Source organism: Lacticaseibacillus sp. 30 (assembly GCF_053819265.1).
The window spans coordinates 1-25238 of record NZ_JBSOQX010000030.1; the positions used below are offsets into that span (position 1 = coordinate 1).

The following is a 25238-nucleotide window of genomic DNA, read 5'->3' on the forward strand; positions in this document are numbered from 1 at the left end:
GTTAATAAAAGCGCGTCTGTTGTTCCTGCTTCTTCTTGTCTTTTTCGCGATCCTGATCAGCCTGGCGTCTTTGGTACTCACGCTTGGCTAATCGTTGACCCTTGATATCGGCGTTGAAAATCTTTTGTAGGCCATTCAAGTGATTGGCTACTGATGGTTGATGATGTGTTTGAGAAACAGCTTCTTGTTCGGAACGGTAAGCGGAAATATCTTTTAAAATACTGTTGCCCATCCGGGCATACAGTTCATGCAATTTGTTATCGGTGTAGTCTTGCGCACGGTTAGCTTCTTTTGTGCCACTGCCATACAAGGCTTCACGGAAACGTGTTTCTTGTGCGAGTAGTTGTTTAAATTCGCCCAACTCTTCTGGTTTGCAACGCATCAAATAGTTTCGCGACATGGCATCTAACTGACCGCGATAGGGCTTCATGGCATTGTTGTTGTACTTCCAAAGACGGCGATCACGGGGTAAGCTTTTGACCAACTCTTGATACCTAACGGCAAAGTCTAGGCTGCTCTGATGACGCCAAACAGAACGCTGATCAGGTTGTAGTCGTTGACGAATGAGGTCACTGATCCGTGCAAGTGAACGATCGCGATCGACCATTTCGTTAGCAAAGGCAGCTTTGAAATGGTTCAATATTTTCTTAGGCACATAACCCTTGCGCTGCCATTCCTGATAGGTCTCACCGTGCTTACCTTCGACCGTAACTCGCTTCCATTCACGGGTAGGTTGTGGCTCCACAATGGCAACATGAATATGAATGTTGTCTGTGTTGCGGTGAATTGCTGCCGACCAAATAGCGGAATGTGTCATACCCATTTTGCCGGTGAAGTCGTTCATGGCGACCCGGGTAGCGTCCCGCAACTTGGCTTCATCCAACTGTTTGGTCTTCGGATTGTAGACATTGTTTTCAGCTAGAAAGTCATTTCGGAAACTGAATACGGACTGCCACATGACTGACTGATGCTTTTGTGCAACGGTGAATTGTTTCTTTAACTGAACGCGTTGTGTTGGTGTTAGATGATCGTATTGATCAGTGAAGATGCCGGAAGACTTTTTCGGATTCTCCATGTAGTGGTTGTAGCCGTCAACTGACAGAATGTTTTGTTGGTCAAAGTGATCAATCCGAATTGCCTCGTCTCGATCAATGTAGTTGATGTAGCTGCCAAACTTCTTGGCATGGGCTGCGACAAAATCAGTCACATTGACAATGCCCGGTGATACTCGACTAGGCATCAGCACCACCACCTCGATGGTGTACTTGAGTCGTTTGTTGACGAATGTACTCGGTCTTAATCTGGTCACTGACAATCTGACGAGCAACTGTTGTTGGCTTCATTGTGTCATCGGGAATGGGCAAATTGTCCCAGCCGTTTTGAACGACAACACCGTCAAACAGTTTCAACAAGACCAACAAGTTGCGGTCAGTCATCGTGACTTTCTTTGTGGTGGGTTTGAGTTGTTCCATAATTCCCTGGACAATTTCATGGACTAGTTGTTGTTTCTGCGTAACTTGTTGGCTCAGTTGATGGTGTTCATCCATTAAAGACTTGAGGGCAGCACTTAAAGTTTTAAGATCATTCTGATCCATATATTTTTGAACGTCCTCTGGATTAGCGAAGCCTTCAAGGTTGGAATCCAAAGTCACTGTTTTTCTAATTCTCACTAGGCAACCTCCTAACCGCGTCAACAAAATCAAGATAGGCTTTCGTATTTTGCTCAATGATGATTGCCATTTGTCTTGTTAGTTCGCGCAAATCGGACACATCACCACTGAGTAAGTGATCGGTTGCGTCATGATGAATGAGTTCGCGAAGATAGGCTTCTCGTGATAGATGAGCACGTTTAGCAGAAGATTCAATACCCGCCAAATCTTGCTCAGATAAATCTCTCACTTTCAATTCCGCCATTCTTTTTTCCTCCTTTAAAAATATGACGCCAACGAAAACGTCACTGCTTTGATAGCCACGCTTCCAAAATATTTGATTTGTTGAGCCTTAGGTTGTACTTAGCAAGCTCCGGATTTTGATTTAGTTCCCGTTGCTTTTCAGCTACAAGGTGATCCAACTTTGCGATTGCCTGATCGCTCAAGGTCATCATGACTCGACGTGTTTCGTTTTGTTTATCCATCTCAAAGCCTCCTTCATAGCGATGACAAACTGTCGCCTGGCAAACCCACACGGCGTTAAAATCGCGTCACGTTACCGGACGATTTTTGGTAAACAGTTGCGACTACTCTGGTCAAAACGTCAACGTTTTTCACCAGCCAAACGATCAGAAAAATTTGAGTTGCGAACCAACCGACCTCAAAAACGGCTCGATCGAAACAAGCGTATTTTTAGGGTGATCTGACAAGTCCTAAAATAAAGAAAGAGCATAAGGTAAATCTGACCCCAAAAGTGGGGTAAACCGCAGTGCGGTTTGATTTATGGTGGGGTCACGTTCCTAGTGAATTGTTGTATTATGAGATAAAATTCAACATTAGAAAAAAGACGATGTTGAATTTTAGAAGAAAATCCAACATTTATCAATCGCACCTAATCCCTTGTGCGAGTTGGCATACAGAGGACAGTGCTTAATATTTCTCCAAAATGCAACATTTGCCAAAAATGGCACCTGACCACGCGAACAAGCACAGTTTCGTTGTTGCACCGTTCACAACTCACTAGTGACTTGACGACAACATGAAGTACACACAACAAGTTGCACCAACTGCAAGCGAACATGTGCACTCAATGATGAGCGTAATGTTGATAGCGCTTCTCGTAACTTTGAAGATTGTTCTGGGCCACCTTAATGGCACTTTGCGTGTCGCTGATGTCTTGTTTCTTGTCTTGTATATTCGTCTCGGTTTGCGTCATGCGTTGTTCAGTTGCTCGCTTTTGCTTGCCGACTTGCAAGTTGGCGGTGTCTTTTTGACGGGCTAAACTAGTCTTCAAAATTTGCAGATCATGATTGTATTGGACCAGCTTCTTTTCTAAGGAAGCGACTCGGTTAGTCGTGTTACTACGTAAAATCTTGAGGTAGTTCTTAAGATAAACACCTTCTGTTAGGGACGTCACCTTGGTAGGATGGCGAAGGTCTAGGAGAACAAAATCAATCGCACTCGTGACCCCTGACAGGTCTTTTCCTGAACCTAGTTTGACAAACAAGCGACCATTGCTGATCGCACTTTTCTTAAGCTTGACCACGTAATAGTCATCGGCGATCTGTTTCAATTGGGTATGAAAGTCATTGCCGCTATGTGTCTTTTTGGTCACGACGACAGTCGTTAAAGGTGCCAGCGGGTCGATGGTGTTCTTGGTAACGTAGAAGTACATGGCGGCGTTTTGTTTGTCTGTATCGACCCCGGCAAATTGAAACTGGTTGTTGCCTTGATCGAAAGTCTGGCCAAGACTGATTTGTTTGTTGTCGGTTTGGCGAGGCCATAAAACAATCGCAAAAATGAGCAAAGAAAAAGCTGCTAGGAGAATGCCAAGCAGTTTGACGTAGCGAAGACTGTACTTGTTTTTGTCTTGAAAGTGAATACCTTGATTCATCATTTTAATGTTCACCTGCCTTGCCACCAGCCAGCACTTTATCGATTTGCTGCTCTTGATGACCGGTGTACTGGGTCACTACTTTGCCCTTTTTATAATGAACTAGGGTTGGTACTTTCGTGATGCCTAACGCTGCTGCCGCTTCTCTGTTTTGCTCATTAGCAACGCTGGCAAACTTGAGTTGTCCGGTTACTGACCGCCAGAAGTAAGTGCGATAAACTTGCTGGCAAACTGAACACGTAGGACTGTAGTAAAGAATATATTGATCCTTCTTTTGTGCATTGATCGTGACCGGGGTTGCCACATCAATCATTTTTTTCGGTGCGTAAACATAGAGCGCTGATAAAGAAACTGTAGAGATGACAACACCGATAACAGCATTGATGAGGAAATGTCTAAACGGATGCTTCACGGTGTCACCCCCGATAGTGCGCGATTAGAATCAAAGGCAGCTAACTTGTAGTCGTTGCTGACCTTCCTGACCGTCCCTTGAAAAACCATCGTGGTTTTCTTATTTGTGTTCGTCTTGTTGTTACCAAGTTCGTAACGTGCCATTAACAAGTAGTCATCACCCTGTGGCGTGACAAAAATGCGCAGGTCGTTAATAGTCGATTCTTGGAACCCATTCGCGCTAATGGGTGTGTCACGATTAGGCATGAAACTTTGGATCGCCTCACCCGTTAGGTAAGGTTTCATGGCTTCATACTGACCCATTGTGGTGGCCGTTTTAGGCGAGTACATGCCTTGCAACAGACCATTCATCATTGCTGTCATCTTCTGTGTTGTGTCTGTTAGGTTGTCTGATTGAGACGATGTTGTAGTCGATTTTTTACTAGCGTTGTCAGCTTGATTTGATGCACGATCGGCCTGGTTAGAAAGTTTGAGCGCCTCTAATTGCGTCTCTAATGATCCATTTTTAGATGCCATGGTACGGAGTTCTTGTTTCTGCTGACTAATATTTTTGTTGGCTGTATTGGCTGACGTCCAGCCATAGACACCGGCACCAAGTGCGAGGATCATCATGACACTGACCAGCATTGTTTTACGATTCATGTTTACCTCCTTGTTCTATGGTCTGACTGCAAAGTCTGGTTCATAGTCTTTATAGGGACGAATGTGACAGACGTCATTGGGTTCAGGTTCCTCGATCACTTGACCATCACCAGCGTAAAAAGCAATATGATGTGACGCGCCGTGGTCACCATAAAAGATCATATCGCCTGGCTGTAATTCACTCATGACAGGTTTGCCGCCGTTGAATAGCATCGTGCCTTTGCTTTCCAGTGACACCGTGTATTGTGGGTAAGATTTATGCGTGACCTGCATTAAGACGTAACCAACAAAACCGGAACAGTCCATGCCAGTCGCTGGAGATTTGCCACCCCAGACATAAGGAATGCCAAGATATTTCTTCGCTTCGGTAATGATGGCGCTACCGTTACCCATACTTCCAGCGCCAGAGTTGCACGTCATTGCCAATGTGGCACTGGCATCTGCTCCAAATTCAAGCATTGTTTTTTTGACGGATGGTACCCAGCTGGCATTCAGTCCCGTGGGATCGTTAGCCGCACCCACAGGACAGTAGACCGAACCAAGCTTCTCAACCGTTGATAACTGTCGCTCGACAACCAGGTTATGCAAGGTGGCCACCGTTGCGTCGATGCCTGCTTCAATAGTCGGATATGAAATGATGGTGCTACCTGACATCTGGCCTGACGGATTGTTTTGATTACGCACGGCCGAACTTTTTCCCCACCCACTTTCGTGTCCCATGATGGACGCAAAAAGAGCAGGCGAAACGCCTGCCTTGTTTGCTGCTTTGATAGTGTAGTCAGCTTCATCTTTGAGCACGCCACTCGTAAAATATTTGGCCCATGCTTGCTGATAGGTGTCTTTGTTGAAATTACCCGTGGCCGAAATGCTACCGGTAATATCGCAGTCGCTACCGCCACCTTTCTTATCGTTCAACCCAGCAAACATGGCTGCAATGAGGACCATGAACAAAACAAAAAACAGTACGAAACTGCTTAAGCTTCCAAAGATCAAACGCAACAACCAACGTTTGCTAAGAGTTTTCACATCAGGCACCACCCTTGAAGATGGCAAGTTCTTGCTTCGTCACCTGGAAGTGCATATGCAGTTTTTCAGATCCTAGAAGGAACATTGCTTCACCTTTATCAAACTTAGGAATCTGTAAAAACTCGCTAGGTGACAGAATATCACCTAACAACTGGCGCAAAATACGTGGGTTCTTTTCTGTTCCAATGGTTGTCGCATCATGCTTCAAAACAATCTTGTATTGGCATAAGGTATAAATCTGCCTGAGCGCATTAATGGCGCTGACTGTGTCTCGGTCTTGTGCATTATCACCGCTAGGAAACATTCGCTCCAACCGCTGTGTTGCTAGGCAAATGGCACCAAAGGCTTTACGATCTTCTGACATGATTCGGACAAACAGATCGGCCACATAAGCCTTGTTGGTGTTCAACAAAGTGTGACATTCATCAACGACCAGTAAGAAGTGGTGAATATCCTCAAGCGATCGCTCACCGTCATCAAATGCCTTCTTTTCAATCCGTCCTTGTTTCATACAAACGTTGTAACTTGAGATCAGCGCATTATAAATCTGCAAGTCCTGTACTTCTTCCGGGTATGAATCCGCAAGCGCTGAGAGGTCATAGGAAACCACCAACTCACCGTCATAATCAGGCAAGGTAGAATGCACATCAAACAATTCGCCATAAGTCTTCCGCAAATTGTTAAGGGTGACATAGATATGATCTAGCAGTTTCTTTTCCATATCGTCCGTGCGGTTTTGGCGTTTTTGATCAACAAAGTCAATGAGTTGACTGAGCGTGGGATAATCATTGGCGTCTCGTTCCGTAATAAAAGGCTTCTGAGTTAAGCCAATGCTGTCTCCCAGAAGCCCTAGTTGACGATACAAGCCGTCGCACTGGGTTGCGAAGTATTGTGCCTCCTGCCCGCTAGCGTCGTGATTAAACAAGCGATATTTCACACTCAAGTCCTTGAGATGAGCTTTGTAGCTGCCAACTGGATCAACTTCGTTGCTATCACCCACGGTCACACTTGGATAAACCTGTAACAGATTGATTGTGCCATCACGACCATCTAAACTAACGACCTTCCCGCCTAGGGCGTGTACCGTGTCTCTAAATTCACCAGATCGATCAAAAATACGCACCAGGTCACTCCGAATCGCGCGCTCCCAGATAATCTTTTTGAGCTGCGTTGATTTACCTGATCCCAGGTCGCCACTCAAAAACAGATTGTAGTAAGTTCGCTGTTTGTCAACTAAAAACTGATCCCAATAGACGGTTCCGCCAGTCTGCGTGTAGCCAAAATAAGACCCGAACGGGTCATTTAAAGAGGTTTGATTATGTGCAAAACTCAAGCCTAACACTTCACCGCTAAGCGGAATCCCTTCGCGCGCATTCTTCAAGTACCGCTGTTCACCAGCAGGTAGAAACATCGCCTGGTACTCTTCCATACCTTCACCGAGGAAGACTGAGGCCTTGAAACTCATTTTGCGAATCTGCTTCACGACTTCGTTTACTTTACGTTCCAATTGATCACGAGTTGCTGCATAACAATACACTCGAATGTAGGTCTGCCTGATGACCTCACCGTCTTTACGTAGTGCTAAGCTCAATGATCGCAGCGGATCAATTTCATTTTGAATCTCATCAGAATCGGCAATGTTTTTCGCATGATCTAATTGCACGGTCAGTTCCGTAATAGCCTCCGCAATATTGTCGACGAAATCGGCTTTAGTATTATTGACCGTATCCACCGTTGTTGTCACTCCAGGGATTTCAGTTATACCTGTGAGCCAAAAGTCACTGAACTCCTCTGGAATATCAAAAATATGGATCGTCGTCATATAGTGATCACCCATATTCAGATAAAGTTCGTTGCGCGTATCAATACCACCTGCAGGTTGCGTTTTAAAAACAAAGTGCTGATCTAAATCAAGCTTCTTCAGTTTCACTAACACTCACCTCCGGATTATTCATCATTTGTAACATCTTCTCCTTTTCGGCAAGTCCTGCACGCTCAAAGGTATAAAGCGTTGAAGCATGCCTAGCTAATTCGAGATTCCTTTCTAGCTCCGGCACACTGTCGCCAAAGAACCAGATCCAACTGCTTAGCTTGCGATAGGTTTTTTCTAGCTGCTTAAGAACAGCTAGATCGTGTTGCAACAGCTCAAGATAAATGGGATTACGAGTCTGCTCAATTTTCCGCCGGAAGTAAGTTTGTTGCCGTTGATTGGTTTCTGGGAAGTTCATGTACAGTTCCTTGATCGAACCAGGGTATTGTTGATGTAACCCCCAAAGCTCACTCTCGATCTGATCAGCGTCTTGAACGGACAGTTCAAACAAGTCAAAGCTTTTGGGCTTGAACACGTCCGCGTAAAACAAGAGACCATTGTGAGCCAGCTTAATGTAGCCAGAATTTGTGATACCGACTACCGGGTAAATACGACCAACGCCATCCTTGCGTTCCTTTTTCTTGGCTGCCTCTTTTTGGCGTTTACGTGCTTCAACAGCGTCAAACTTTGTTGCCACGATGCTCACCTCGCTTGAATAGTAGTTGTCTAATTGGGTCGTCAATTGCATGGTAAATAGTCCGCTTGCGCAGCAACAATTGTTTCATGACCTGCAAGTTGTTCTTTTGTGGTACACCGGATTGGATTCGTAATGCCGCCGTTAGCACAAACATTAAGATCAATCCAAACAGCGCGACAGCCATGGGCGTTGTCACTATTAGCACAACGAAAGTGGCCCCAGAAACAGCGCCCGCAATGAAGACATCGCGAATGGTCAAGAGCTTGTTGTATTGTCCTTTGACAATGAGACGGCGCGAATAAATCACCTTATGAGCCATTTAAGTCACCTCCTAAAGGTAGGCTGTTCATTATGATTTTGATATGAGTTCTTTGCACTTTGAATCACTTTGCGTGTATTGCTTGGAATGGCGGCCCCACGATTATAAGAGCGCTGTGCCAACCGAACGGTTTGCGAATGCTTGGCAAGTGCCGGAACGACTCTGCCGCCCCACATTTGACCTAGCGTCCGTGTCTCAGCCGGAATCTGCTGTGGCGCTGAGCCAGTATCAACGGCTTGCGTTCCAGATTCTACTTGCGTACCACTATCTGGACTAGTATTCCCTATTGATGCTCGGTTTCCCGCCTGACTACCAACGTTGCTGGTCGCTGATTGGCCCCGGGTGTTAGTCCCAGTCGCAAAGTTTGATCCTTTTGGAGCCGGTTGCCCCATCGTACGTTGTGCTGTTTTAGGTTTTGAAAGCTCGCCTTGATCTCCTTGCATTGGTTTACTACCACTCAGTGAAGCCATGTCTGGCCCAGCTGCTGCTGGTGCCTCACTGGCTGGTTCTGTGCCACTCAACGAAGCCATATCTGGCCCCGTGGCTGCTGGTGCCTCACTGGCTGGCTCTGTACCGCTCAACGAAGCCATATCTGGCCCAGCAACGCTCGATGAAGTTGGATTACCGTCTGTGCCACTTTGTTTGCCAAGCGCTGGATCTGTTGTCGCTGGTGTTTCCAGATCAGGTGTCGCTGCGTCTTGTTTTGCGGCTTCTGCGCCAATGCCATCAATGGATGGTTTACTATCGCTAGAACGATTACTCTTATTGCTCCTAAACGCATTTGCAAAACCAGCACCATATCCCGCCGCACGAGCAGCGCCATGCGCCGTTGCGTGTGCCGCATTGCTAACACCACGTGCCATACCACGACCTAGGCCACCCGCAGCTCGAAGACCCATCGCACCACCAACAAGGGTTGCCCCAATACCGCGTGCACCGCCATCCATGCCAAACAGACTTGTCACAATATTTGGTCCGTTAATCAAAAACATAGCACCAGCTATAATTCCGAAACACTGAGCAACTGGGCTTTGTTGATTTGATGGATTCGCAAGGGCACTTGTCCAGAAGGTGAATAGTTGTAACATGACCGAGGTTAAAAACAACACAATGAAGGTATCGCGCAGCTTTTGTATCAAGGCTAAATTACGTTTGCCTGAATCAATATCAGACAATGCCATTCCTTGCGCCAGCATGGTAATAAAGCCGATTTCCATAATGGATACGAAAACCTTGATAATGACCAAGATGATCGCAATGGTAAACGCAAATAACTCAAAAAACGTCAAATACGGATGAAATGAGTACCGGTAGTAAGCAATATCGTGGAAGAATGCCTTCATATCGCGTAATTGATACTTGCCGTCACCGCCCATTGTCAGCTGATGCGACATGATTTCATTCCCAGTCGCATTTAGTTTGGAACCAGCATGATTCAATAGCGTATTCCCAGTATCCAGTGTTTCATTAATATCTAGGTTATTGACGTCGTCAATTGTTTTGATGCTCGTGCTTGGATTGGGCGATAGGGATTTCCAACCATCATTGTTGACCCGCATTAAATCAGTCATATTGTTGGAGACGATTGAGACCGCCGGACGTGCTTTTTGTAGTGATGTTCCGACGCCAGCAACGACCAATCCAGACAGGGTTGACGTCAAGGTACCAAGGCCAATGAAGATAAACAACGCCACCATGAGATTGTTGATCTTCTGGTGAAAGTCAGTCTTGGTACGATGAATCATCATGAAACCGACCCAGGCAATACCCAACGTACAAAGAACCCAAAAGATGGGCTGATACGCGGCGACAAAGCCACTGACATCTTTTGAGTTCCAAAAGTCGATGAGTTTAAACGCTTGACTGTACATACTGGTCAAGCCATCAGCCAAATTCGCTAACATACGAATGATTTGCCAGCCAATCCATCGAAGGCCATCGTTGATCCATGTTGCTTTGTGCAACACTGGCTGAAACTTTTCCAAATATTCAATGGTACTCAAGCATTGTCACCTTCTTTCTTCTTGAATGCATCGAGTTTTTGATAAGCAAAGTCCAGTTGCGCAGCAAAGCTCTTCATGGCTCGCCGTGCATTTAGCCAATGAGTCATCGCTTCAACGGAATCCAGCGACTGATATTCAGCGTAGTCATCTTGTGTGAGCAGCTCCTGAACGCCCTTTTCAATCATTTGAAGTTGCGATTTACTAAACAAAGTCGATAACGGCGTCGCTTGTTGATCAATCTCTGTAGTGATTTGTTTCTTAGGGTCTTTAGGTTCCGGTTCCTCTGAGCGGTGAATATTGTCCTGATCTGATTTTGAATCCTCTGTCGATTTTTTTAAGTCCAATGCTGGTGTGTTTTCTGTATTTTGATCTGAATTTTCGTCAGTTGCTGCTTGTTCAGACGTGTATTGTTCTACCTGCGGCTCGTCGTTTTCGGCATTGAGTGAATGACCATTCACTTTAACTGTGATTTCCGGATCATCATGTTCGTTTTGCGGTTCAATCGTTGTTACGGTAATGTCCAGCAACAGCTTTTTGAGATCAATGTCGTTATGTGCTGGCTTCTTGTCGCCATACAACTCGGCAAAGGTTGCCTGGTGATTAAACCGCGTCAGATATTCAAACGAGAATGGTAACTCCGTGCCCTCATCCGGATTAGCATGAATCGGCCAAGCTGTGATCGAGCGATTGTTGAGATCAGATCGTTGCTTACTACGAATTAGCACCACTTCGCCTTTCCTGAGTCGAAGCAACTCATCGGGCATCATCAGTCTTCTCGTCTCTTGCGACTCGCCAAACGACTTGTCCGTGTCCATTGGTGCCCCGTGACGCGATGGTGCAATCACTGTTGTTTGCCCAATTTGCTTGGAGAAGTATTCTGCATCATCGTAGTTATCAGCCAAAATGTCATACTTGTTGCCACAGGCACCCATAATTTCGGCAGCGCCTTCCTTGCCATAATTGGCCTCCAACTGTGCAATTGACTGCAAAATCAGGTAATAGACCAGACCACGTCCACGACCAACGTTGAGGTAATGTGGTAGTCCTTCAATACGTGGCAAGTTACCTAGTTCCTCATACAGATTAATCACCCGCCGCTTGAGTTTTGAGTCAGCTGCGAGCGTCGCCATCTTAGCCAACACATAACCCACCTGCGATAGAAAGGTCGCCACTAGTGAGTAGTTCGAGTTGTCGTAATCTGGGTAGATGATAAAGAAAGCCACTGGTTTGTCACCAGTGGCTAAGTCGGCAATATTAAAGTCATTTGTGGCCGTTAAGCGGCCAATATTACTAAAGGCGTAGTTCTTAATGCCTGCCATCGTACCAGTAAAGATACCGCTACGGGTAATCCCTTGCGAAAATTGAATTGTGCCATACTGCAATTTGGCTGGATCACCAGAGGGCAACTTGGAGAAGAACTTGTCCAGTTTGGTCATGCCATTCTCATCTGGATTAGCCCCTAGTTCACTCAACATAGTGGTGACAGTATACATCGTGATTTTCTCAGGTGTGTGTTGATCAAAGCAGACCTTACATACCGCTAGAATGAGGGCATTCAGTAGTGAAATCGACGACTGTTCCCACATTGGTTCCTTTGCATTCGGGTTGTGGAAAATACTGTAGGAAAAGGTATTGCACAACATCTGCGCATTATCAAAGTCTCCAGCAGCGTACGCTTGTTTCACTAGCTCAAGTGGGTTATAGGCAATCGAGTAAGTCGGATCAACTAGGTTTAAAGCCGCAACTCGATAACCACGTGCCTCAAATTCTGCTTTGGTGCTACGAAGCATTTCGCCTTTAACATCGGTGATAATAACAGAGTCATGGACGGATGCCCGCATAATGAAATCCAGCACTGGCAAGGAGAACAGCGTTGTCTTCCCACCACCTGGCCCAGCCACAGCAACTGTATTGGTGCCACTAGTATCCACTAGATCAACGCCATGATGCTGGTCGGCACCGCGATACTGCTGCACAACAGTCTTCAATTCATATTTGTCCATTTGATCCTTTTTAATATGGAGCTGAGGTACCCCTGACTTACCGACATATGGATAGTCATTTAATGGAATGGCGATACTTGCGGCCGCCACCTCTGCTACCCGTGCAAAGCGTCCGGTGCCTTTTTGTCCAGTATTAATGGACTGAAAGGCTTTGCGCCAACGATAGGTGCGTATGAGTACATAAATGACCAGCGCAACTAGGCCAACCAAGTACAACAGCACTACCAGCAGATAGGTGAAATCAGGCCATAAAAAGTTAGCCGGATGTAGTACCGTTGCGACAATTGTTTGTAAACTAGGTGCCTGTTTCATCAGTTTTAGGAACATTGACGGAATATGTGTCAACCAATTAAGAAGCAGTAGACCACCTATCAACCACAGACCTGCCATCGCGATTAGAAATCGTTTGTTGCCAAGCGCTTCACGCCACTGCCTTTTTTCGTGGTTCATGCTGACCTCCTTTCTGCTACGACCTGTTATTCATGACGACTCGCCATCCATTCCACTAATCGCCAATACACCCTTCTAAGTCTTTGATAAGCGATTTTGAGCACATAGAGTGCTAATGCCACGATGATCGTTATGACAATTAACATCAGTGGATGCTCTTTAATCCCATATATGTCTTGTTCGATGATATGCGCGTAGACTGCCAAAACAAGCAGTCCAATCATGATTCCCCATTGAGGAAATATGACGCGCAAGCTTTGTACAAAAAAGACCGCACATACTAGCGCAGCTGCCGTAAGAACAAATTGATATAACTGGGATTGCGTCAACAAGGCAGCGGGCAGCGCATGATACAGTAATACCAGTGCCAACAGGCTTACAATTAGCCCGAGCGCACGCTCACTATGTTGCCGCAACGTGGTTGGCTTCATTTGATCGGCTGAAACACCCGTCTCATAGATAATCGTTGCTGTTTTACACCACTCTCCTGCAACCGATATACCAATCACCTGATAACCGGCCGAGATCAGGTATCGGGTGGTTTCATTAACACGGTCATCGAGGCCATCGCTGGTAAAACTGGAAATTGTTTTTATCGCTCGCATTTTTCCTCCTAGTTGAAGCCTCCTGGTAATACATTGCTGTAGTTCGATGAATCTATGGGCGTGTCATTTGCCGCCTTTGGTGGGTTAGTTAGCTGATCATCAACCACTGGTGCGGCCTCTTTGACGATTTTGACGAAACTGGCGGCCATAATGAAGTATCTGGTCGTTGATTGCCCTGGTGCCTCACTGAACACACTGGCGTCAAAGCGACCAGTGATCAAAACACGATCACCCAGCTTAACGTTCTTAACGAAGTCTGCGGCAGTTTCGTTATAAAGCTTAACGGGAACATTGACCTTCTTAGTACGATCTTGATGATCTCGAATACATTCCAAATAGGCAGAAGCAGTTAGGAAATCCTGATTTTGACGGTGTTTCACATCGGTTATGACGGTTCCTGATAATTGAACACTATTGATGTCTTCCATGATGTCCTCCTATTCCACTGTGACCACAATGGTCTGTTGCGTCTGTTGTCCATTCTGATCAGTTGCCGTGTAAATCAGCGTATAACGACCTGCCTTTTGCGTATTAACCTCTCCCTCATAGGAAATTGTTACTGGGCCGTTAGTTGACGTTGCACTCACACCGTTCATGGGATCAAAATGATCCCCCAGTTTAATGGTCTGATCTTGTAACCCTTTGAAAACTGGCTTCTCAGCAACCACATTAATGACACGATCCTTGGTAGTTACATGGCCCCACTTGTCAACGTACGAGTACGTTACCGACTTTTGTCCTAGTGTTTTGGTATCACATGCTGTCACCGTAAAATCACTAGGAGTCGCACTATATGGATCACTAACGGAGACCCCTTTGCGCAAATCTGGCGTTGATCCTTGTTGAACCGTCAGTGCATCAAGTCCTGAAAAACTGGCGTCTTTAGCATAAACCGTGATGTTAATGGTCTTGGTTGTTTGTCCACCATCATGATCTGACACGCTATAGGTCAGTTGAGACGTTCCTAACTTAGTTGTGTCAACGTTGCCTGTAACCTTAATATCCTTCGTTAAATCACCATCTTGCACATCACTTGCCGTGACATTTACCACGGGATCAAATGAAGTTCCCACTTCGATTGTTTGATCGTCTGCACTGATAACTGGCAAATCATTGGCTACCGTGATCACGCGCTTCGCGCTGGTGGTTTGACCGGCACTGTCGGTTACCGAATAGGTCAGGATGTACGTCCCCTCTTTGCTTAGATCAACATTGCCCGTCACCTTAATGGCCTTAGTAAGATCGCCATCCTCTTTATCCGAAGCCGTCACGCCATTTAGCGCATCAAAAGTACCATTATGTGACAGCGAAACCGTTTGATCCTCAGGAACATTTAAAACAGGGGCAGTATTTTGCTCCGGTTGAACAGGATTAACGGGATTAACCGGGTCAACTGGGTTAACAGGATTATCTGGGTTGTCCGGGTTGACTGGTGTAATTGGATTGACAGGTTTGTCTGGGTCAAGCGGCTCTATGGGATTAACTGGTGTCGGCGTTTTGCCATCATCGTTAGTTTTACCTTGATCAGTTTGTGACGTGTCTGTTGTGCCATTGGTCAGCGGCTTTACGCTAGCCGTATCATCGCTATTGTCATTTAAAGTCTTTGGTGGTTCAACTGCCGCCGTTGCTGCCGCCAGTGATGCTTTTGCTGCTGGCGTATCTAAAGTTTTCGCAATGGCCGCAATTGGATTACTATCCAAGACACTGTTGGTTGCCGATTTGAAAGCATGGTCTTCACTTGAAGTTGAGGTGCTGCTGTCTCCTAGAGCCTGGTCAATAATATCGTTGACTGTATTCTTGCCTTTCTCCTTCTTAGCTTGGCTGCCTTTGGATGCTTTAGGCTTCTGCATTTTTGTCTGGTAAGACGAGGTGTGAGTGGCCTGTTGATCACTATGTGCTTGTGTGGCAGCCCAAAGGCCACCAGCTCCTAGTAGCGCAACGGCTGTTGTTGTGATGATGATATGACGTTTCTTATTATTCGTTTGTTGATTCTTCATAGGGACTCTTCCCTCCTAATGATTTTCTGAGTGCTAACCAGTTGTGCTGATCTTTGAGTGCTTGTTTCCGATCTGTTTCAGAGAGTTTTGGATTATTTGCGTCCGTTTTGGCCTTCTCATAGGCAGCCTGATAGGTCTTACCAACTTCAAGCACTTTGTCGGCATCTTTACTGTTCATGGATTTCGCAAGCGTCGCTGCTTGATCCAACTCTCCCTCATGAATCAACGCGAGGAAGATCAGCTGTTGCAGTTGTGGACTCTTTATTTCTGAATTGATGGTTAAAGCATTCTCTGGTTGATTCTGGTAAATATAACTGATAGCTAGTTTTACCTTTCTAACTGCCGTTAGGTTCGCATCTTGGCTTACCGAAATGACCGTTGAAAACTTCTTCTGCATATAAGCCAAATCGAAGCGTCCATTATTTGATGGGTACTTTTGGACAAACGCAGCTAGCGATTTTTCATCATTGTCCTTGACTAACCTGGCTTCAATATCGCTATGCTTGCTGGGATAAAGCTTCGCAGCTTGAACGTAAGAAGCATTCTGAATAAGCGTTTGATAACTCGGCACAGGCTTTGGCCTCATCAAAAAGAGCATAAAAATAGCAACGACTAGAATCGTTGCTGCTGCTAGCACAAAGCGCTTTATAATTTGTGCAGATAACCTTATTTTTGGCCGCTTCAATTGTGGAAATTGCCACATTGGTTTCTTTCTTGCCTGCCGCCGTAACGGGACTGGCTTTGATTTTTGCGGTTTTTGCTTTGCAGCAGCTGGCGCTGAGCTTTCCGCTTTACGTACTGCTTCTTCCTCTTTGGAGACAATTGGTTTGAGATGATGAGCCTTTTCTTGACGAGCAACTACTGGCAAGTTTTCTTGGACTGCTTTTGGCTGTTCCTCAATCGTTAGTTCCTGTCTAACTCGGTCGGAAAATGCTTTAAATGCTTCAGACGATTGATCACTCAAGACGGTTTGGTAGGCATGATCTAGAATCAAGAGAAGGTTATGCAGCCAGCCTTGTCCTGTGCCAATTGGAAGATTATCTTCATACTCAATGCCGTCCTGACCAATAATTTTGAAGTTCACATCTTCCTTGAAGTGATGTTGAATCGCATAATCGTCAGCCGCACTAATCATCTTTTCGGCTTCGGATAAAGACAGTTGTCTCTTTTTCTTTAGAAATTGACGCAACTTTCTTGAACATTCAAATTTAGCGTACACGGCCTTCTCCTTTCTTTTAGAGTGAGGCTTATTCAGACCGAATTAACCTGCCAAGCCTTGTAACCAAGCAACTGCGGCAGAAGCGAAAATAACTACAATCAGCCCAATAGCAACATTGGTCATACCATCACGCGCCTCGCGGATTTTCTGTTGATCCTTGGTCATGTGAGCAATACCCATTAAGCCAAACTTGACTGCCGCATAGCCGCCGGCAATGGCAATAATAAAACCTAAAATAGCGCTCAATAAAGCGATGACTTTTCCTTGCATATTAATGTCCTTCTTTCATATTGAGATTCTTGAGTGCCTGTAGAATCAGTTTTCGATGGCTCTCAATCTCATCAGTCATTCTTTGGTAAAGCCAGTCTTCATATGCGAGATTTTGTTGTTTCAAAATCTCCGTTAGCATTTGTTTCTGATTGTTCATTTGTGCCTTACTAATTGCCATAACGACACCTCCTTATTTTTAATGCGACTCAACAAATCGCTGAAAACCGTTTTGCGGGCGAACATAAGCCACGATCACGCGATCTTTACTTGGTAACACCCGCACAATCTCACCAATACAAGTTGTATCAGGCAGAATAGGCCACCCCGTTTCGATACTTAATACGGCATGCCGTAGTTTCAGCATCAAGGCTTTCTCCTTTGGATGTGGAAATCTAATTTCAAGAAGGCCGTTTTTCCGTTTAGCTTCCTTGATGTCTTTTGTTTGAAGAACCAAATTGAACATACGATCACCTCCTATATCAAGTTTTTAGGAACGGACTTAATACGCTCTCCGCTAATCACTAAACTGCCGTCTCTTTTTAATTCCGCTGACCCCACCTTTAGAACCAAAACGTTTTTCAGCTGGTTAGGCGGCTTTATATTGCCAATCACCACCGTCATACCAGGCTTAATTGGATAATCAGCATGATCCTTAACCCATGAAGCTCGGACTCGATAAGAAAGAGCATCATGATCTTTCGAAATCAACTTCAAATTGCGATCATGTAACCAAATACCTACAGGTTCAGCCATGTTCAGTCTCCTTTCTTTAACGCAAAAAACACCTGCAATTAGCTGGCATTTGGCGTTCATTATTTTGGCATTAGCCAAGGCCGCTTCGTGGAATCGAACCACGATTCCCAGTAGCGGCATTTGTTGTCCCGTGACACACCATTAAATTGCGTAGCAGAGCACAACTTTGGTAAAATGGAGGTACGTTAATACCTAATAAAAACGCGCCCTAGGGCGCGCTTTTTGCTTGTTGACGATGTTTTTCAAGAGCTTCCTGTCGTTCCTCTTCACGAGAACACAATCCGCTAATCCGAATAGTTGTAAGCTCACACAAAAAGATAAAGCCTAGTAATATCCAGAAAATGCATTTGAGAATCAGCCACAACACCTTAATCTCTCCTCACTTTTCAATTTTTGAATTGTAGGACGGTAAAAAGCCTGAATCATAAAGTCTTTTCTCAGTAGCAATCAACCGACGCACCAATGTTGAGGGTCGTTCCTTAGTAACCTGACAAAGGGCAAGAATGTCAATGGTCCGGACAAAAATTGTCCGGTTCTGCCGAATGCGTATGGTTGTCACTTAAATTCACGCATTATCAGATCTTTTATCAGCGTTTAATCTTGTTTAACGTGCAAGAGAGACTACAAACAAGCCCTGGCATCTGGTCTTTCCCCAGGGCTGTGCGCCTATTGAAAGGTTACTTATGCAGCTGCTGACTTTCTTTTGCAAGCACCGCGACCGTTGGTCTCGCGATCATGATTGTAGAAGGTGTTGTAACGAGCAATGGATTCAGTGACGTCTAGAATTGATTCATAGTTGATCTGATCCAGCCGGACCCATTCTCGTTTCAATAGCGAATGGTAGGCTTCGATCCGCCCGTTATCAGCCGGTTTGCCTTTGCGCGAATATGAGTGACGCAGGTGCGCATCTGTCAATGTTGTCTCAAATAAACGACTGGTATATTGACTACCCATATCGCTATGCACCATCTTAAAAGTATAACCTTGGTGAATTAACGCTTGAATCGGTGCGACCGCGAGGTCTTGTGTCATCTGTTGACCCACTTGCCAAGCTAAGACTTTTCTCGCTTTTGGATCATACGCTGTTGCAAGGTAAACCCATTTTGGGTTGATCAGTTGAATATAGGTGATATCGGTGGTCACGACCTCAGACAAGTCAGCTAGGTGTCGCATTAAATTAGGTTTTTGTGGCATGTCAGTGGTTGTGGTAGGCTTTTTAGAGCGTTTACGATACATTGTCGATTGAATCCCCAATTCACGCATGACTTTCCAAATCGTGCGGTCACTTAAGCGGCATTTAAGTAATTTACGAATGCGTTTAGCAATCCGCACGTATCCGTAAAATTTTCGACGTTGCCAAAGAACCTGAACCAGCTCTTTAAGCTTAATTCGGCGGCGATTTCGTGACTTAGGATGCCACTTTAACCAGTCATAGTAGGTACTCGAAGGGATCCGTAACGCTCGGAGAATAACTGTGATGCGGTGCCCCCGGCTCAATTGATCTTGAATCATAAAAAGAGCGGCCTTTCGGCCGCTATGAATCAACGGCGCTGGTCCGCGTCAAGTAGACAGGTAAAATAATTAAAGTGCCTATGCAGTTTTCTTTACGGCATGATTCCGGTATGTCATCGGGGTCATGCCGTTTAGTGTTTCTTGGCGGCGTTCGTTGTTATACCAGTTGATTGCCGCCTCAATACGCTTCATCATTTCTAGTTCCGATAAGCAGTGCTCAAAGGAAAATCTCTCGATCTTGAGGTGACGCCACAAGCTCTCCATCGGGCTGTTATCACCTGGTGTCCCGGGTCGTGACATGCTGTGCGTGATACCTTCGCCCGCCAGGAACGTGTTATAGGTGCTACTTGTATAAGCCGTGCCCTGATCACTGTGTACGGTATCAGGCTTGATACCATCGTTATTCTCGATGGCCAGTTTCATTGTTTTAGTAGCCAAATCAGCCGTCTCTGTCGGTGCTACGCACCAAGCAATCACGCTGTGGTCATGAAGATCCTTTACGGCGCTTAGCCGTAGCCTCTGTTTGTTGTCCTTGCCGTAGGTGATCTCTGAGCAGTCGGTCACCCAGACTACGTTAGGAGCGACTGGGTGGAAGGCGTGCCCCATGTTGACGGTGTAGAGCTTATTGACGAGGAGAAACGCCTTCTTCTCCACTTGACGGTCACGCTTTGCCACACGAATGGAGGCGCGGATACCTGCCAACCGCATGATTCGGCGAACTCGGCCGTGACTCACGTGGTATTGCGTCTCCGCGTTGATGTACGTCATGAGCCGTTTAACGCCGAAGACGTAGTGATTCTTCTCTTCGAGCTCAATGATGTAGTCCCGGATGGCCTGATTCTCCTGCTCATGGACGGTCACTTTACGATGTGTCCACTTGTAGTAGGCTGCTCTTGAGACGCCCATCATCCGGCAAGCCTTGCTAATACCGTAGAGCTTGCCTGCGTCTGGGTTCACTTCTTGTGCAAGTTGTTGAATGGTCTGATATTGTTCGTCTGACCGGCATTCCTTCTTTCCAATTCCTGGAGTTTTTTTAGTACTGCCGCCTCCGTTGACACATGGACCAGTCGCGCTTGTAGTCGCTTATTTTCGAGCTTCAGACGCTCGATCTCAGTCAGTTGCCCATTGTCTTTCTTGGCCTTGCCACGCCGATCTTCCAAGGCAGATTCGCCGCCTTGCTTGAACTTCTTGACCCAGGCGTATACCTGCCCGTAGGAGATCTTGAATTGCTGCATCGCTGCGCCGTAGTTGTAGTCATTGGCAATGGTCCATTGTGCAATCTCGATACGTTCAATCTGTGTGGTTTTGCGTCCGTCCTTCATTGGTCTGGCCCTCCCAGTGGTTTGTAATGGTTGACCACTAGTATACAGGGAAACCCACCGAACAATAACGCTATTGTCGGGGATACCATATTCTCGGGCTAGTACTGGGTACGATGTATGCCCCGCAAGATATTTCTGAACAATCTCTAATTTGAACTCCTCAGCATACTTCTGATGAACGCTTCTGGGTTTGAGGCCGTCTACACCGGTTGCTTCAAAGCGTTCAAGCCATTGTCGAACCTGATTATGCCTAACACCATATTCTCGCTGGACAGCCCAAGGTGCCCAGCCACCCTCACGAACCAGACCAATATAGAATAATTTCTCCTCCAGCGTGTATCTGGAACCCTTTCGGCCCATACAAAAACTCCTCCCTAGGAAGACAAGCTTTAATTATTTGCTTGTCTACCCAAAAAGGAGTATATCCAACGCTTTGCCAGCAACACCGCCGCTCGTTTTAAAATATCGAGTTCTTCCCTCAAACGGCGATTTTCTTTTTGAAGTTGCTTGAACTGTTCGTTGGTCACAGCAGTACCTTGATGATCAATGGCAATGACAGTGGCCGCCTGAACCCATTTGCGAATAGTGTCTAAGGAAGGACCGTATTCTTCATGTAGTTCTTTGAATGAGTGTCCTTTTTCATGAAGATCAATCAAGGTTTGCTTAAATTCGGGGGTGTAGCGAATAGCTGTATTGGTCATAAAATATTCCTCATCTGTCAATTATCGCACAAACTATTTTTGTCCGTAATTACAGCATAGGAGCCATTGACATTCTTGCCAATTAATAGTTGTTATGAATATATACTCATCCTTATCAACCAAGTAAATTAATTTTCCGTTTATATGTTTCCCTCCGTGTACTGCTTGATCTTATCAACCCTTAAATCGCACCATTCATCGTGTGTGCCGTCTGCTTCGTAGATTGTTACGACTGGCATTGAACGATAGCCTAGCTTGCGGAACCGCTCGTAGTCGTCCGCGTCTGCTGTGATGGTTTGCACTGGCATGACTCGTGACAGCTTGAATACTGTTCGCCGACACTTTTGGCAGTGTGGCTTTGTGTAGATGATTGCTTGCATGTGTTTCTCTTCTCTCGATAGTTTCTCAATGATTGCTTGCTCTGTGTGGCTTACATATCCGTACCCGACTCGCTTCATCGCATTAGTTGAGTTCATAAGTACATCTCAATCGCGTGTCGTCATAAACGAACGCATACAGCAGATGTTTGCCCGTGGTGAAGCCATTCTTAATCTCATAGGGATCATTTGGCTTTGCTGTTCCAAGCTGGCGCCACATAATGCCACGATCATCTTTAAACCGCTCGCTATGATAGTGGCCTGAGTGAAGTTCGTATGTTTTTGCCATATTGAATATCTTTTTGTACTCAAATGGAAAAAGTCCTGTCAGTTTGTTCTTGGCTACATCTCCGTGTGCGAGCATAATGCCAACATGCCCTAGCAAGTATGCACAGCGCCAGTCGGTTGCCAAATTGCTGTCATTGAGACGTGATTGCTATATTCAATTGCCAGCGGAATAATCTGATCAAACAACTTCACAGCATCATGGAATGCCTGACGCATGTTTGCGTGATCTAGTTGCGTTCCTCTAACCGTTTGTGTTACATGAATCTGATCACTATGGAATAGATCTCCCAATTGCTCGATCACAATCTCGTTGTAGCCGTCCATGATTATCTCTCTAAGTTGACTCACCATGTCTTTTAGATCGGCGAATGTTGTCCAGCCAAAATGCAGGTCAGGCAATGGGATGACTAAGTTGCGATCGCCCGATTTCTTCATGCCGTAATTGACCGGAATGATTTTGTCGTTGAACGCTTCAGCCATTTCATTTATCGATAAGCCTTGTTTCGGCTTTACGCGAATATGAATGCTATACTGCGGAACTGTGCCGTCTTCGGTACTATGCTGCTCATACACTTTGTAGTCGCCTAAGACCATCTCGAACTTATCAGGATCGTATCCACACAACTCCATCAAAGTTCGTGGGTCTTTATTTGGCTCATGCTTGAGTCTCATTAAGGCCGTGACTGTTTGACTACCATCAGCATTAAGAGCGACTTTTTTGTCAGCGGACGGTGTCTCCCTATTTGTGCCGTCTGAATCGTATTCATTTTTCAGTGGCTTCTGGAACTCGATCCCAAGCCGTCTTGCTTTTCCCTGAAGCGCATCATAGCTAATTCCAAGTTTGTCGGCTGTCTCGCGTCTTGTAAAGCCTTCAGAGGCGAGCTTCCTAATGTCACCGATCTGTTCATCTGTCCATTGCATCTACTCGCCTCCCGAAATATAATGGCCGTGAGCAGTTTGATGACGCTGCTCTACTTTCTGATAAAGAACTTCCGTTGTTCCTGTGGCTCTCGGATTCGGCCCCGAGAGCTTTTTTGTTGCTTAAAAGATTTCAATAAGCTAAAATTAAATTGTTCCAGATAAATACTCATTTTCACTCCTCGGTACTACCCTAATCTTCTAGCTCTCGGCCCCCAACCGAGGGCTTTTTTAGTATACTTATACAAGGAATGTGCTATTATGAAGTCGTGAGCAGTAGCCGTTCTCCTCCAAGTCAATTGCTACTATTCACACATACGTTTCGTTTTTTCATCCTTTTGGCCCTTGGACTGGTCTCTGAGGGCTTTTTTGTTGCACTTTGTATAAGCTTATATGATAATTGATGTTAAAAGGAGGTAATATCTATGAGTTTAGATGGTAAAGTCGACAGCACCAAGGACAAGATCTCCGGTAAAGCAAAAGAAGTTGAAGGCAAAGTAACAGGTGATAAAGCTCGCGAAACACAGGGCAAAGCAGAAGGCATACTTGGTAAAGCCAAGGAAAAGCTTGATGATGCCAAAGATGCTGTTAAAGACACAGTAGATGATGTGAAAAGCAAGCTCAGCACAGATAAAAAAGACTAATTAACTGGCCGGCAAAGTGTCGGCTTTTTTGTTGCTTTTTTAAACCTGTACAAATCCGGTACCAGAGCTTTACGTATTTGATAAACTCATCTGCTATACTGATCGTGCAAGGCAAGCCACCCTTGCAATCACATTTACTTCCCTCATGCATGCCTTCAGCCTGGGTAGCTGGAGGTTTTTTGTTGCGACGAATTGTCAACTCAAGTGCAACTTTTTACCCATGAAGACTTCTGATGGCGTCTTCCAGCCTAAGACCTTGCGTGGTCGATTATTCAGTTGTTCAATGTAAGTCTCAATTTCCTGGTCGCTCTGAAGGTCTAGGTCTGTGTTCTTGGGAAAGTATTCTCTAATCAGTCCGTTGGTGTTTTCGTTAGTTCCTCGTTGTTGAGGCGCGTGTGGGTCAGGAAAGAAGACCTTTGTATTCAGGCGTTCTGCCAGCTCCCTGTACCGGGCAAACTCCCTTCCACGGTCAGGAGTCACTGTTCTTACTCGGTTAGCTGGTAAGGCACCAAGCAGCTCAATCATGACGTCTCTAACAGTGTCAGCTTTTGCGTTGGCCGTTCGCTTCGAAAGCAGATAGCGTGATTTACGATCAACTAATGTTACTAATGCAGAGTGTCCTGTTTTACCGCGTACTGTATCGCCTTCCCAGTGACCAACCCAGCTGCGATTTTCTGCCGACCGGGGTCGGTCGTGAATTGATGGCAAGTCATTGAAGCGCCCCCGGCGTTCATTTATGGTGCCTTTGATTTTGCGCGTCTTGCCTCGGTGTCGAAGCAGCCTTGGTAGCCCGCGAGCACCATGGCTCTTCAATGGAACGCCGAGATTATCTAGGTAGATACCTCTGTAGATAGTCGAATAGCTGATGCGAATAGGACTGCCTTCTAGTGACAAGCGACCGGCAATCTGCTCAGGCGACCAATGTAGCACCGTGATATATCGAATGACAGCGTCACGAGTCCCCGGTCGATCGAGGATCCGAGGACGCCTGCTAGCCAAGCGAACCCGCCGGTAGCGGTCCTGAGCGGTGGCTGCCGAATAGCTCCGCCAGCCGCCGTTACGTGCAATTTCACGGCTGACTGTACTCTTGGAACGACCTATCTCTTTGGCGATGGTATCAAGAGTTTTGCCTGTAGAGATACCAAGCAGTATCGATTCACGGTCTATTAAGGTAAGATGGGTGTACGGACTCATAGTCGAGTTCTCCTTGTAGTTGGTCTTGTGGTGATTCCATTTTACAAGGACTCAGGCGATGAGTCTTTTCTATTTGACTAGTTTGTTGCACTTGAATTGTAAATCCGTCGCATAAAAATAGCACCTCACCGTTTGGCGGAGTGCTCGTGTAAATAAAAAGACGCCGAAGCGTCAAAGCCAAATAATATCAACTTTCCCACCCGAAATCTCTGGGCATTGATCCCCGGCCGAGTCTAAAAACTCGGGTAGTTTAATTACCAGAGGACCATTCTTTAAATCTTCCGTTGATTCCGTCTATCCTCGCCCCCATCCCCATCTTATGTGTATTAACTGATTTTCCCGAATCGATTTCTGCCACATAATCTTGCAATTTGCTTTGAACTATAACTATGTCACTATATGTTCTAATCTCGATTTTGTTGGTAATCGAGATGAACTCCTTAGTGACGGCATCTGGATTCACACCTGGAGGAGTCATAGTAAAGAACTTTTGCTCATTTTCCTCAGGCAAGTACTCACGTTGAATATAACCTG

The 25238-nt window shown here is 45.7% G+C and carries 30 protein-coding genes and 1 pseudogene; 1 reads left to right on the forward strand and 30 read right to left on the reverse strand.

The features are described from left to right. Position 1: 1 nt before the first annotated feature. The 28 genes from mobP2 to ACWPAB_RS13895 all read right to left on the reverse strand — a co-directional run bounded on the left by mobP2 (position 2) and on the right by ACWPAB_RS13895 (position 22869). Positions 2 to 1240, reverse strand: coding sequence for a MobP2 family relaxase (gene mobP2, locus ACWPAB_RS13760; RefSeq protein WP_076665404.1), 1239 nt, complete (start codon positions 1238 to 1240; stop codon positions 2 to 4). Further along, complete coding sequence (locus ACWPAB_RS13765) at positions 1233 to 1670, reverse strand: hypothetical protein (protein WP_016382049.1); 438 nt, start codon at positions 1668 to 1670, stop codon at positions 1233 to 1235. Before ACWPAB_RS13765 ends, mobP2 begins: the two co-directional genes overlap by 8 nt. Then, positions 1660 to 1914: a hypothetical protein gene (locus ACWPAB_RS13770; protein ID WP_003593118.1), complete on the reverse strand. Its 255-nt coding sequence runs from the start codon at positions 1912 to 1914 to the stop codon at positions 1660 to 1662. The genes ACWPAB_RS13765 and ACWPAB_RS13770 overlap by 11 nt, the downstream gene beginning before the upstream one ends. Positions 1915 to 1954: 40 nt before the next feature. Then, positions 1955 to 2134, reverse strand: a complete 180-nt coding sequence (locus ACWPAB_RS13775) for a hypothetical protein (RefSeq protein ID WP_003587040.1) — start codon at positions 2132 to 2134, stop codon at positions 1955 to 1957. A gap of 602 nt (positions 2135 to 2736) precedes the next feature. Continuing rightward, the gene (locus ACWPAB_RS13780) at positions 2737 to 3558 is read right to left on the reverse strand and encodes a hypothetical protein (protein ID WP_016382050.1); all 822 of its coding nucleotides are present in this window, start codon (positions 3556 to 3558) and stop codon (positions 2737 to 2739) included. Then, positions 3548 to 3955, reverse strand: a complete 408-nt coding sequence (locus tag ACWPAB_RS13785) for a thioredoxin family protein (protein WP_016382051.1) — start codon at positions 3953 to 3955, stop codon at positions 3548 to 3550. Before ACWPAB_RS13785 ends, ACWPAB_RS13780 begins: the two co-directional genes overlap by 11 nt. Beyond that, the gene (locus tag ACWPAB_RS13790) at positions 3952 to 4596 is read right to left on the reverse strand and encodes a hypothetical protein (protein ID WP_016382052.1); all 645 of its coding nucleotides are present in this window, start codon (positions 4594 to 4596) and stop codon (positions 3952 to 3954) included. The genes ACWPAB_RS13785 and ACWPAB_RS13790 overlap by 4 nt, the downstream gene beginning before the upstream one ends. A 15-nt stretch (positions 4597 to 4611) precedes the next feature. Then, positions 4612 to 5622: a C40 family peptidase gene (locus ACWPAB_RS13795; protein ID WP_016382053.1), complete on the reverse strand. Its 1011-nt coding sequence runs from the start codon at positions 5620 to 5622 to the stop codon at positions 4612 to 4614. Position 5623: 1 nt separating this feature from the next. Beyond that, positions 5624 to 7552 (reverse strand): type IV secretory pathway, VirB4 protein, encoded by a 1929-nt coding sequence (locus tag ACWPAB_RS13800; RefSeq protein ID WP_003589979.1) that lies wholly within the window; start codon positions 7550 to 7552, stop codon positions 5624 to 5626. Continuing rightward, positions 7533 to 8129 (reverse strand): hypothetical protein, encoded by a 597-nt coding sequence (locus ACWPAB_RS13805; protein ID WP_016381677.1) that lies wholly within the window; start codon positions 8127 to 8129, stop codon positions 7533 to 7535. Before ACWPAB_RS13805 ends, ACWPAB_RS13800 begins: the two co-directional genes overlap by 20 nt. After that, entirely contained in the window at positions 8113 to 8448 is a 336-nt protein-coding gene (locus ACWPAB_RS13810; protein ID WP_016382054.1) for a hypothetical protein, read from the reverse strand. Before ACWPAB_RS13810 ends, ACWPAB_RS13805 begins: the two co-directional genes overlap by 17 nt. Positions 8449 to 8453: 5 nt before the next feature. After that, on the reverse strand, positions 8454 to 10451 hold the full coding sequence (locus ACWPAB_RS13815; RefSeq protein ID WP_016382055.1) for a pLS20_p028 family conjugation system transmembrane protein: 1998 nt from the start codon (positions 10449 to 10451) through the stop codon (positions 8454 to 8456). Continuing rightward, on the reverse strand, positions 10448 to 12904 hold the full coding sequence (locus ACWPAB_RS13820) for a VirD4-like conjugal transfer protein, CD1115 family (protein WP_016382056.1): 2457 nt from the start codon (positions 12902 to 12904) through the stop codon (positions 10448 to 10450). The genes ACWPAB_RS13815 and ACWPAB_RS13820 overlap by 4 nt, the downstream gene beginning before the upstream one ends. 26 nt (positions 12905 to 12930) lie before the next feature. Further along, positions 12931 to 13509, reverse strand: a complete 579-nt coding sequence (locus ACWPAB_RS13825; protein WP_016382057.1) for a hypothetical protein — start codon at positions 13507 to 13509, stop codon at positions 12931 to 12933. 8 nt (positions 13510 to 13517) lie between these two features. Beyond that, positions 13518 to 13937, reverse strand: coding sequence for a single-stranded DNA-binding protein (locus tag ACWPAB_RS13830; protein WP_012491056.1), 420 nt, complete (start codon positions 13935 to 13937; stop codon positions 13518 to 13520). A gap of 9 nt (positions 13938 to 13946) precedes the next feature. Next, positions 13947 to 15506, reverse strand: coding sequence for an immunoglobulin-like domain-containing protein (locus tag ACWPAB_RS13835; RefSeq protein WP_016382058.1), 1560 nt, complete (start codon positions 15504 to 15506; stop codon positions 13947 to 13949). Continuing rightward, a complete protein-coding gene (locus ACWPAB_RS13840; RefSeq protein WP_016382059.1) occupies positions 15484 to 16725 on the reverse strand; it encodes a hypothetical protein in 1242 nt (413 codons plus the stop codon). Before ACWPAB_RS13840 ends, ACWPAB_RS13835 begins: the two co-directional genes overlap by 23 nt. Before the next feature lie 42 nt (positions 16726 to 16767). Then, positions 16768 to 16995 carry a hypothetical protein gene (locus tag ACWPAB_RS13845; protein ID WP_003572360.1) on the reverse strand — a complete coding sequence of 76 codons (228 nt, stop codon included), beginning with the start codon at positions 16993 to 16995 and terminating at the stop codon, positions 16768 to 16770. A 1-nt stretch (position 16996) separates the two neighbouring features. Continuing rightward, entirely contained in the window at positions 16997 to 17173 is a 177-nt protein-coding gene (locus ACWPAB_RS13850; RefSeq protein WP_003572358.1) for a hypothetical protein, read from the reverse strand. Between the two features lie 18 nt (positions 17174 to 17191). Beyond that, on the reverse strand, positions 17192 to 17458 hold the full coding sequence (locus ACWPAB_RS13855; RefSeq protein WP_003572355.1) for a hypothetical protein: 267 nt from the start codon (positions 17456 to 17458) through the stop codon (positions 17192 to 17194). A gap of 11 nt (positions 17459 to 17469) precedes the next feature. Further along, positions 17470 to 17748: a hypothetical protein gene (locus ACWPAB_RS13860; RefSeq protein WP_003582220.1), complete on the reverse strand. Its 279-nt coding sequence runs from the start codon at positions 17746 to 17748 to the stop codon at positions 17470 to 17472. Between the two features lie 681 nt (positions 17749 to 18429). Then, the gene (locus ACWPAB_RS13865; protein WP_003583410.1) at positions 18430 to 19260 is read right to left on the reverse strand and encodes an IS3 family transposase; all 831 of its coding nucleotides are present in this window, start codon (positions 19258 to 19260) and stop codon (positions 18430 to 18432) included. Positions 19261 to 19338: 78 nt separating this feature from the next. Beyond that, a complete protein-coding gene (locus ACWPAB_RS13870) occupies positions 19339 to 20217 on the reverse strand; it encodes an IS3 family transposase (RefSeq protein ID WP_228770526.1) in 879 nt (292 codons plus the stop codon). Next, on the reverse strand, positions 20214 to 20942 hold the full coding sequence (locus ACWPAB_RS13875) for a helix-turn-helix domain-containing protein (protein WP_003582147.1): 729 nt from the start codon (positions 20940 to 20942) through the stop codon (positions 20214 to 20216). Before ACWPAB_RS13875 ends, ACWPAB_RS13870 begins: the two co-directional genes overlap by 4 nt. Positions 20943 to 20971: 29 nt before the next feature. After that, entirely contained in the window at positions 20972 to 21283 is a 312-nt protein-coding gene (locus ACWPAB_RS13880; protein WP_003582149.1) for a transposase, read from the reverse strand. 140 nt (positions 21284 to 21423) lie between these two features. Beyond that, positions 21424 to 21759: a thioredoxin domain-containing protein gene (locus tag ACWPAB_RS13885; RefSeq protein ID WP_010493173.1), complete on the reverse strand. Its 336-nt coding sequence runs from the start codon at positions 21757 to 21759 to the stop codon at positions 21424 to 21426. After that, positions 21746 to 22045: a hypothetical protein gene (locus ACWPAB_RS13890; protein ID WP_012491052.1), complete on the reverse strand. Its 300-nt coding sequence runs from the start codon at positions 22043 to 22045 to the stop codon at positions 21746 to 21748. Before ACWPAB_RS13890 ends, ACWPAB_RS13885 begins: the two co-directional genes overlap by 14 nt. Then, a complete protein-coding gene (locus tag ACWPAB_RS13895) occupies positions 22039 to 22869 on the reverse strand; it encodes a GcrA family cell cycle regulator (RefSeq protein WP_016369610.1) in 831 nt (276 codons plus the stop codon). The genes ACWPAB_RS13890 and ACWPAB_RS13895 overlap by 7 nt, the downstream gene beginning before the upstream one ends. A 422-nt stretch (positions 22870 to 23291) precedes the next feature. On the opposite strand from ACWPAB_RS13895, the gene ACWPAB_RS13900 reads away from it, so the two are divergent. After that, a complete protein-coding gene (locus tag ACWPAB_RS13900; RefSeq protein ID WP_003573729.1) occupies positions 23292 to 23510 on the forward strand; it encodes a CsbD family protein in 219 nt (72 codons plus the stop codon). 195 nt (positions 23511 to 23705) lie between these two features. On the opposite strand, the gene ACWPAB_RS13905 is transcribed toward ACWPAB_RS13900, so the two are convergent. Both ACWPAB_RS13905 and ACWPAB_RS13910 read right to left on the reverse strand, forming a co-directional pair. Beyond that, positions 23706 to 24704, reverse strand: coding sequence for an IS30 family transposase (locus tag ACWPAB_RS13905; RefSeq protein ID WP_003583407.1), 999 nt, complete (start codon positions 24702 to 24704; stop codon positions 23706 to 23708). Positions 24705 to 24954: 250 nt separating this feature from the next. Further along, a pseudogene (locus ACWPAB_RS13910) lies at positions 24955 to 25238 on the reverse strand (hypothetical protein); the annotation flags it as partial.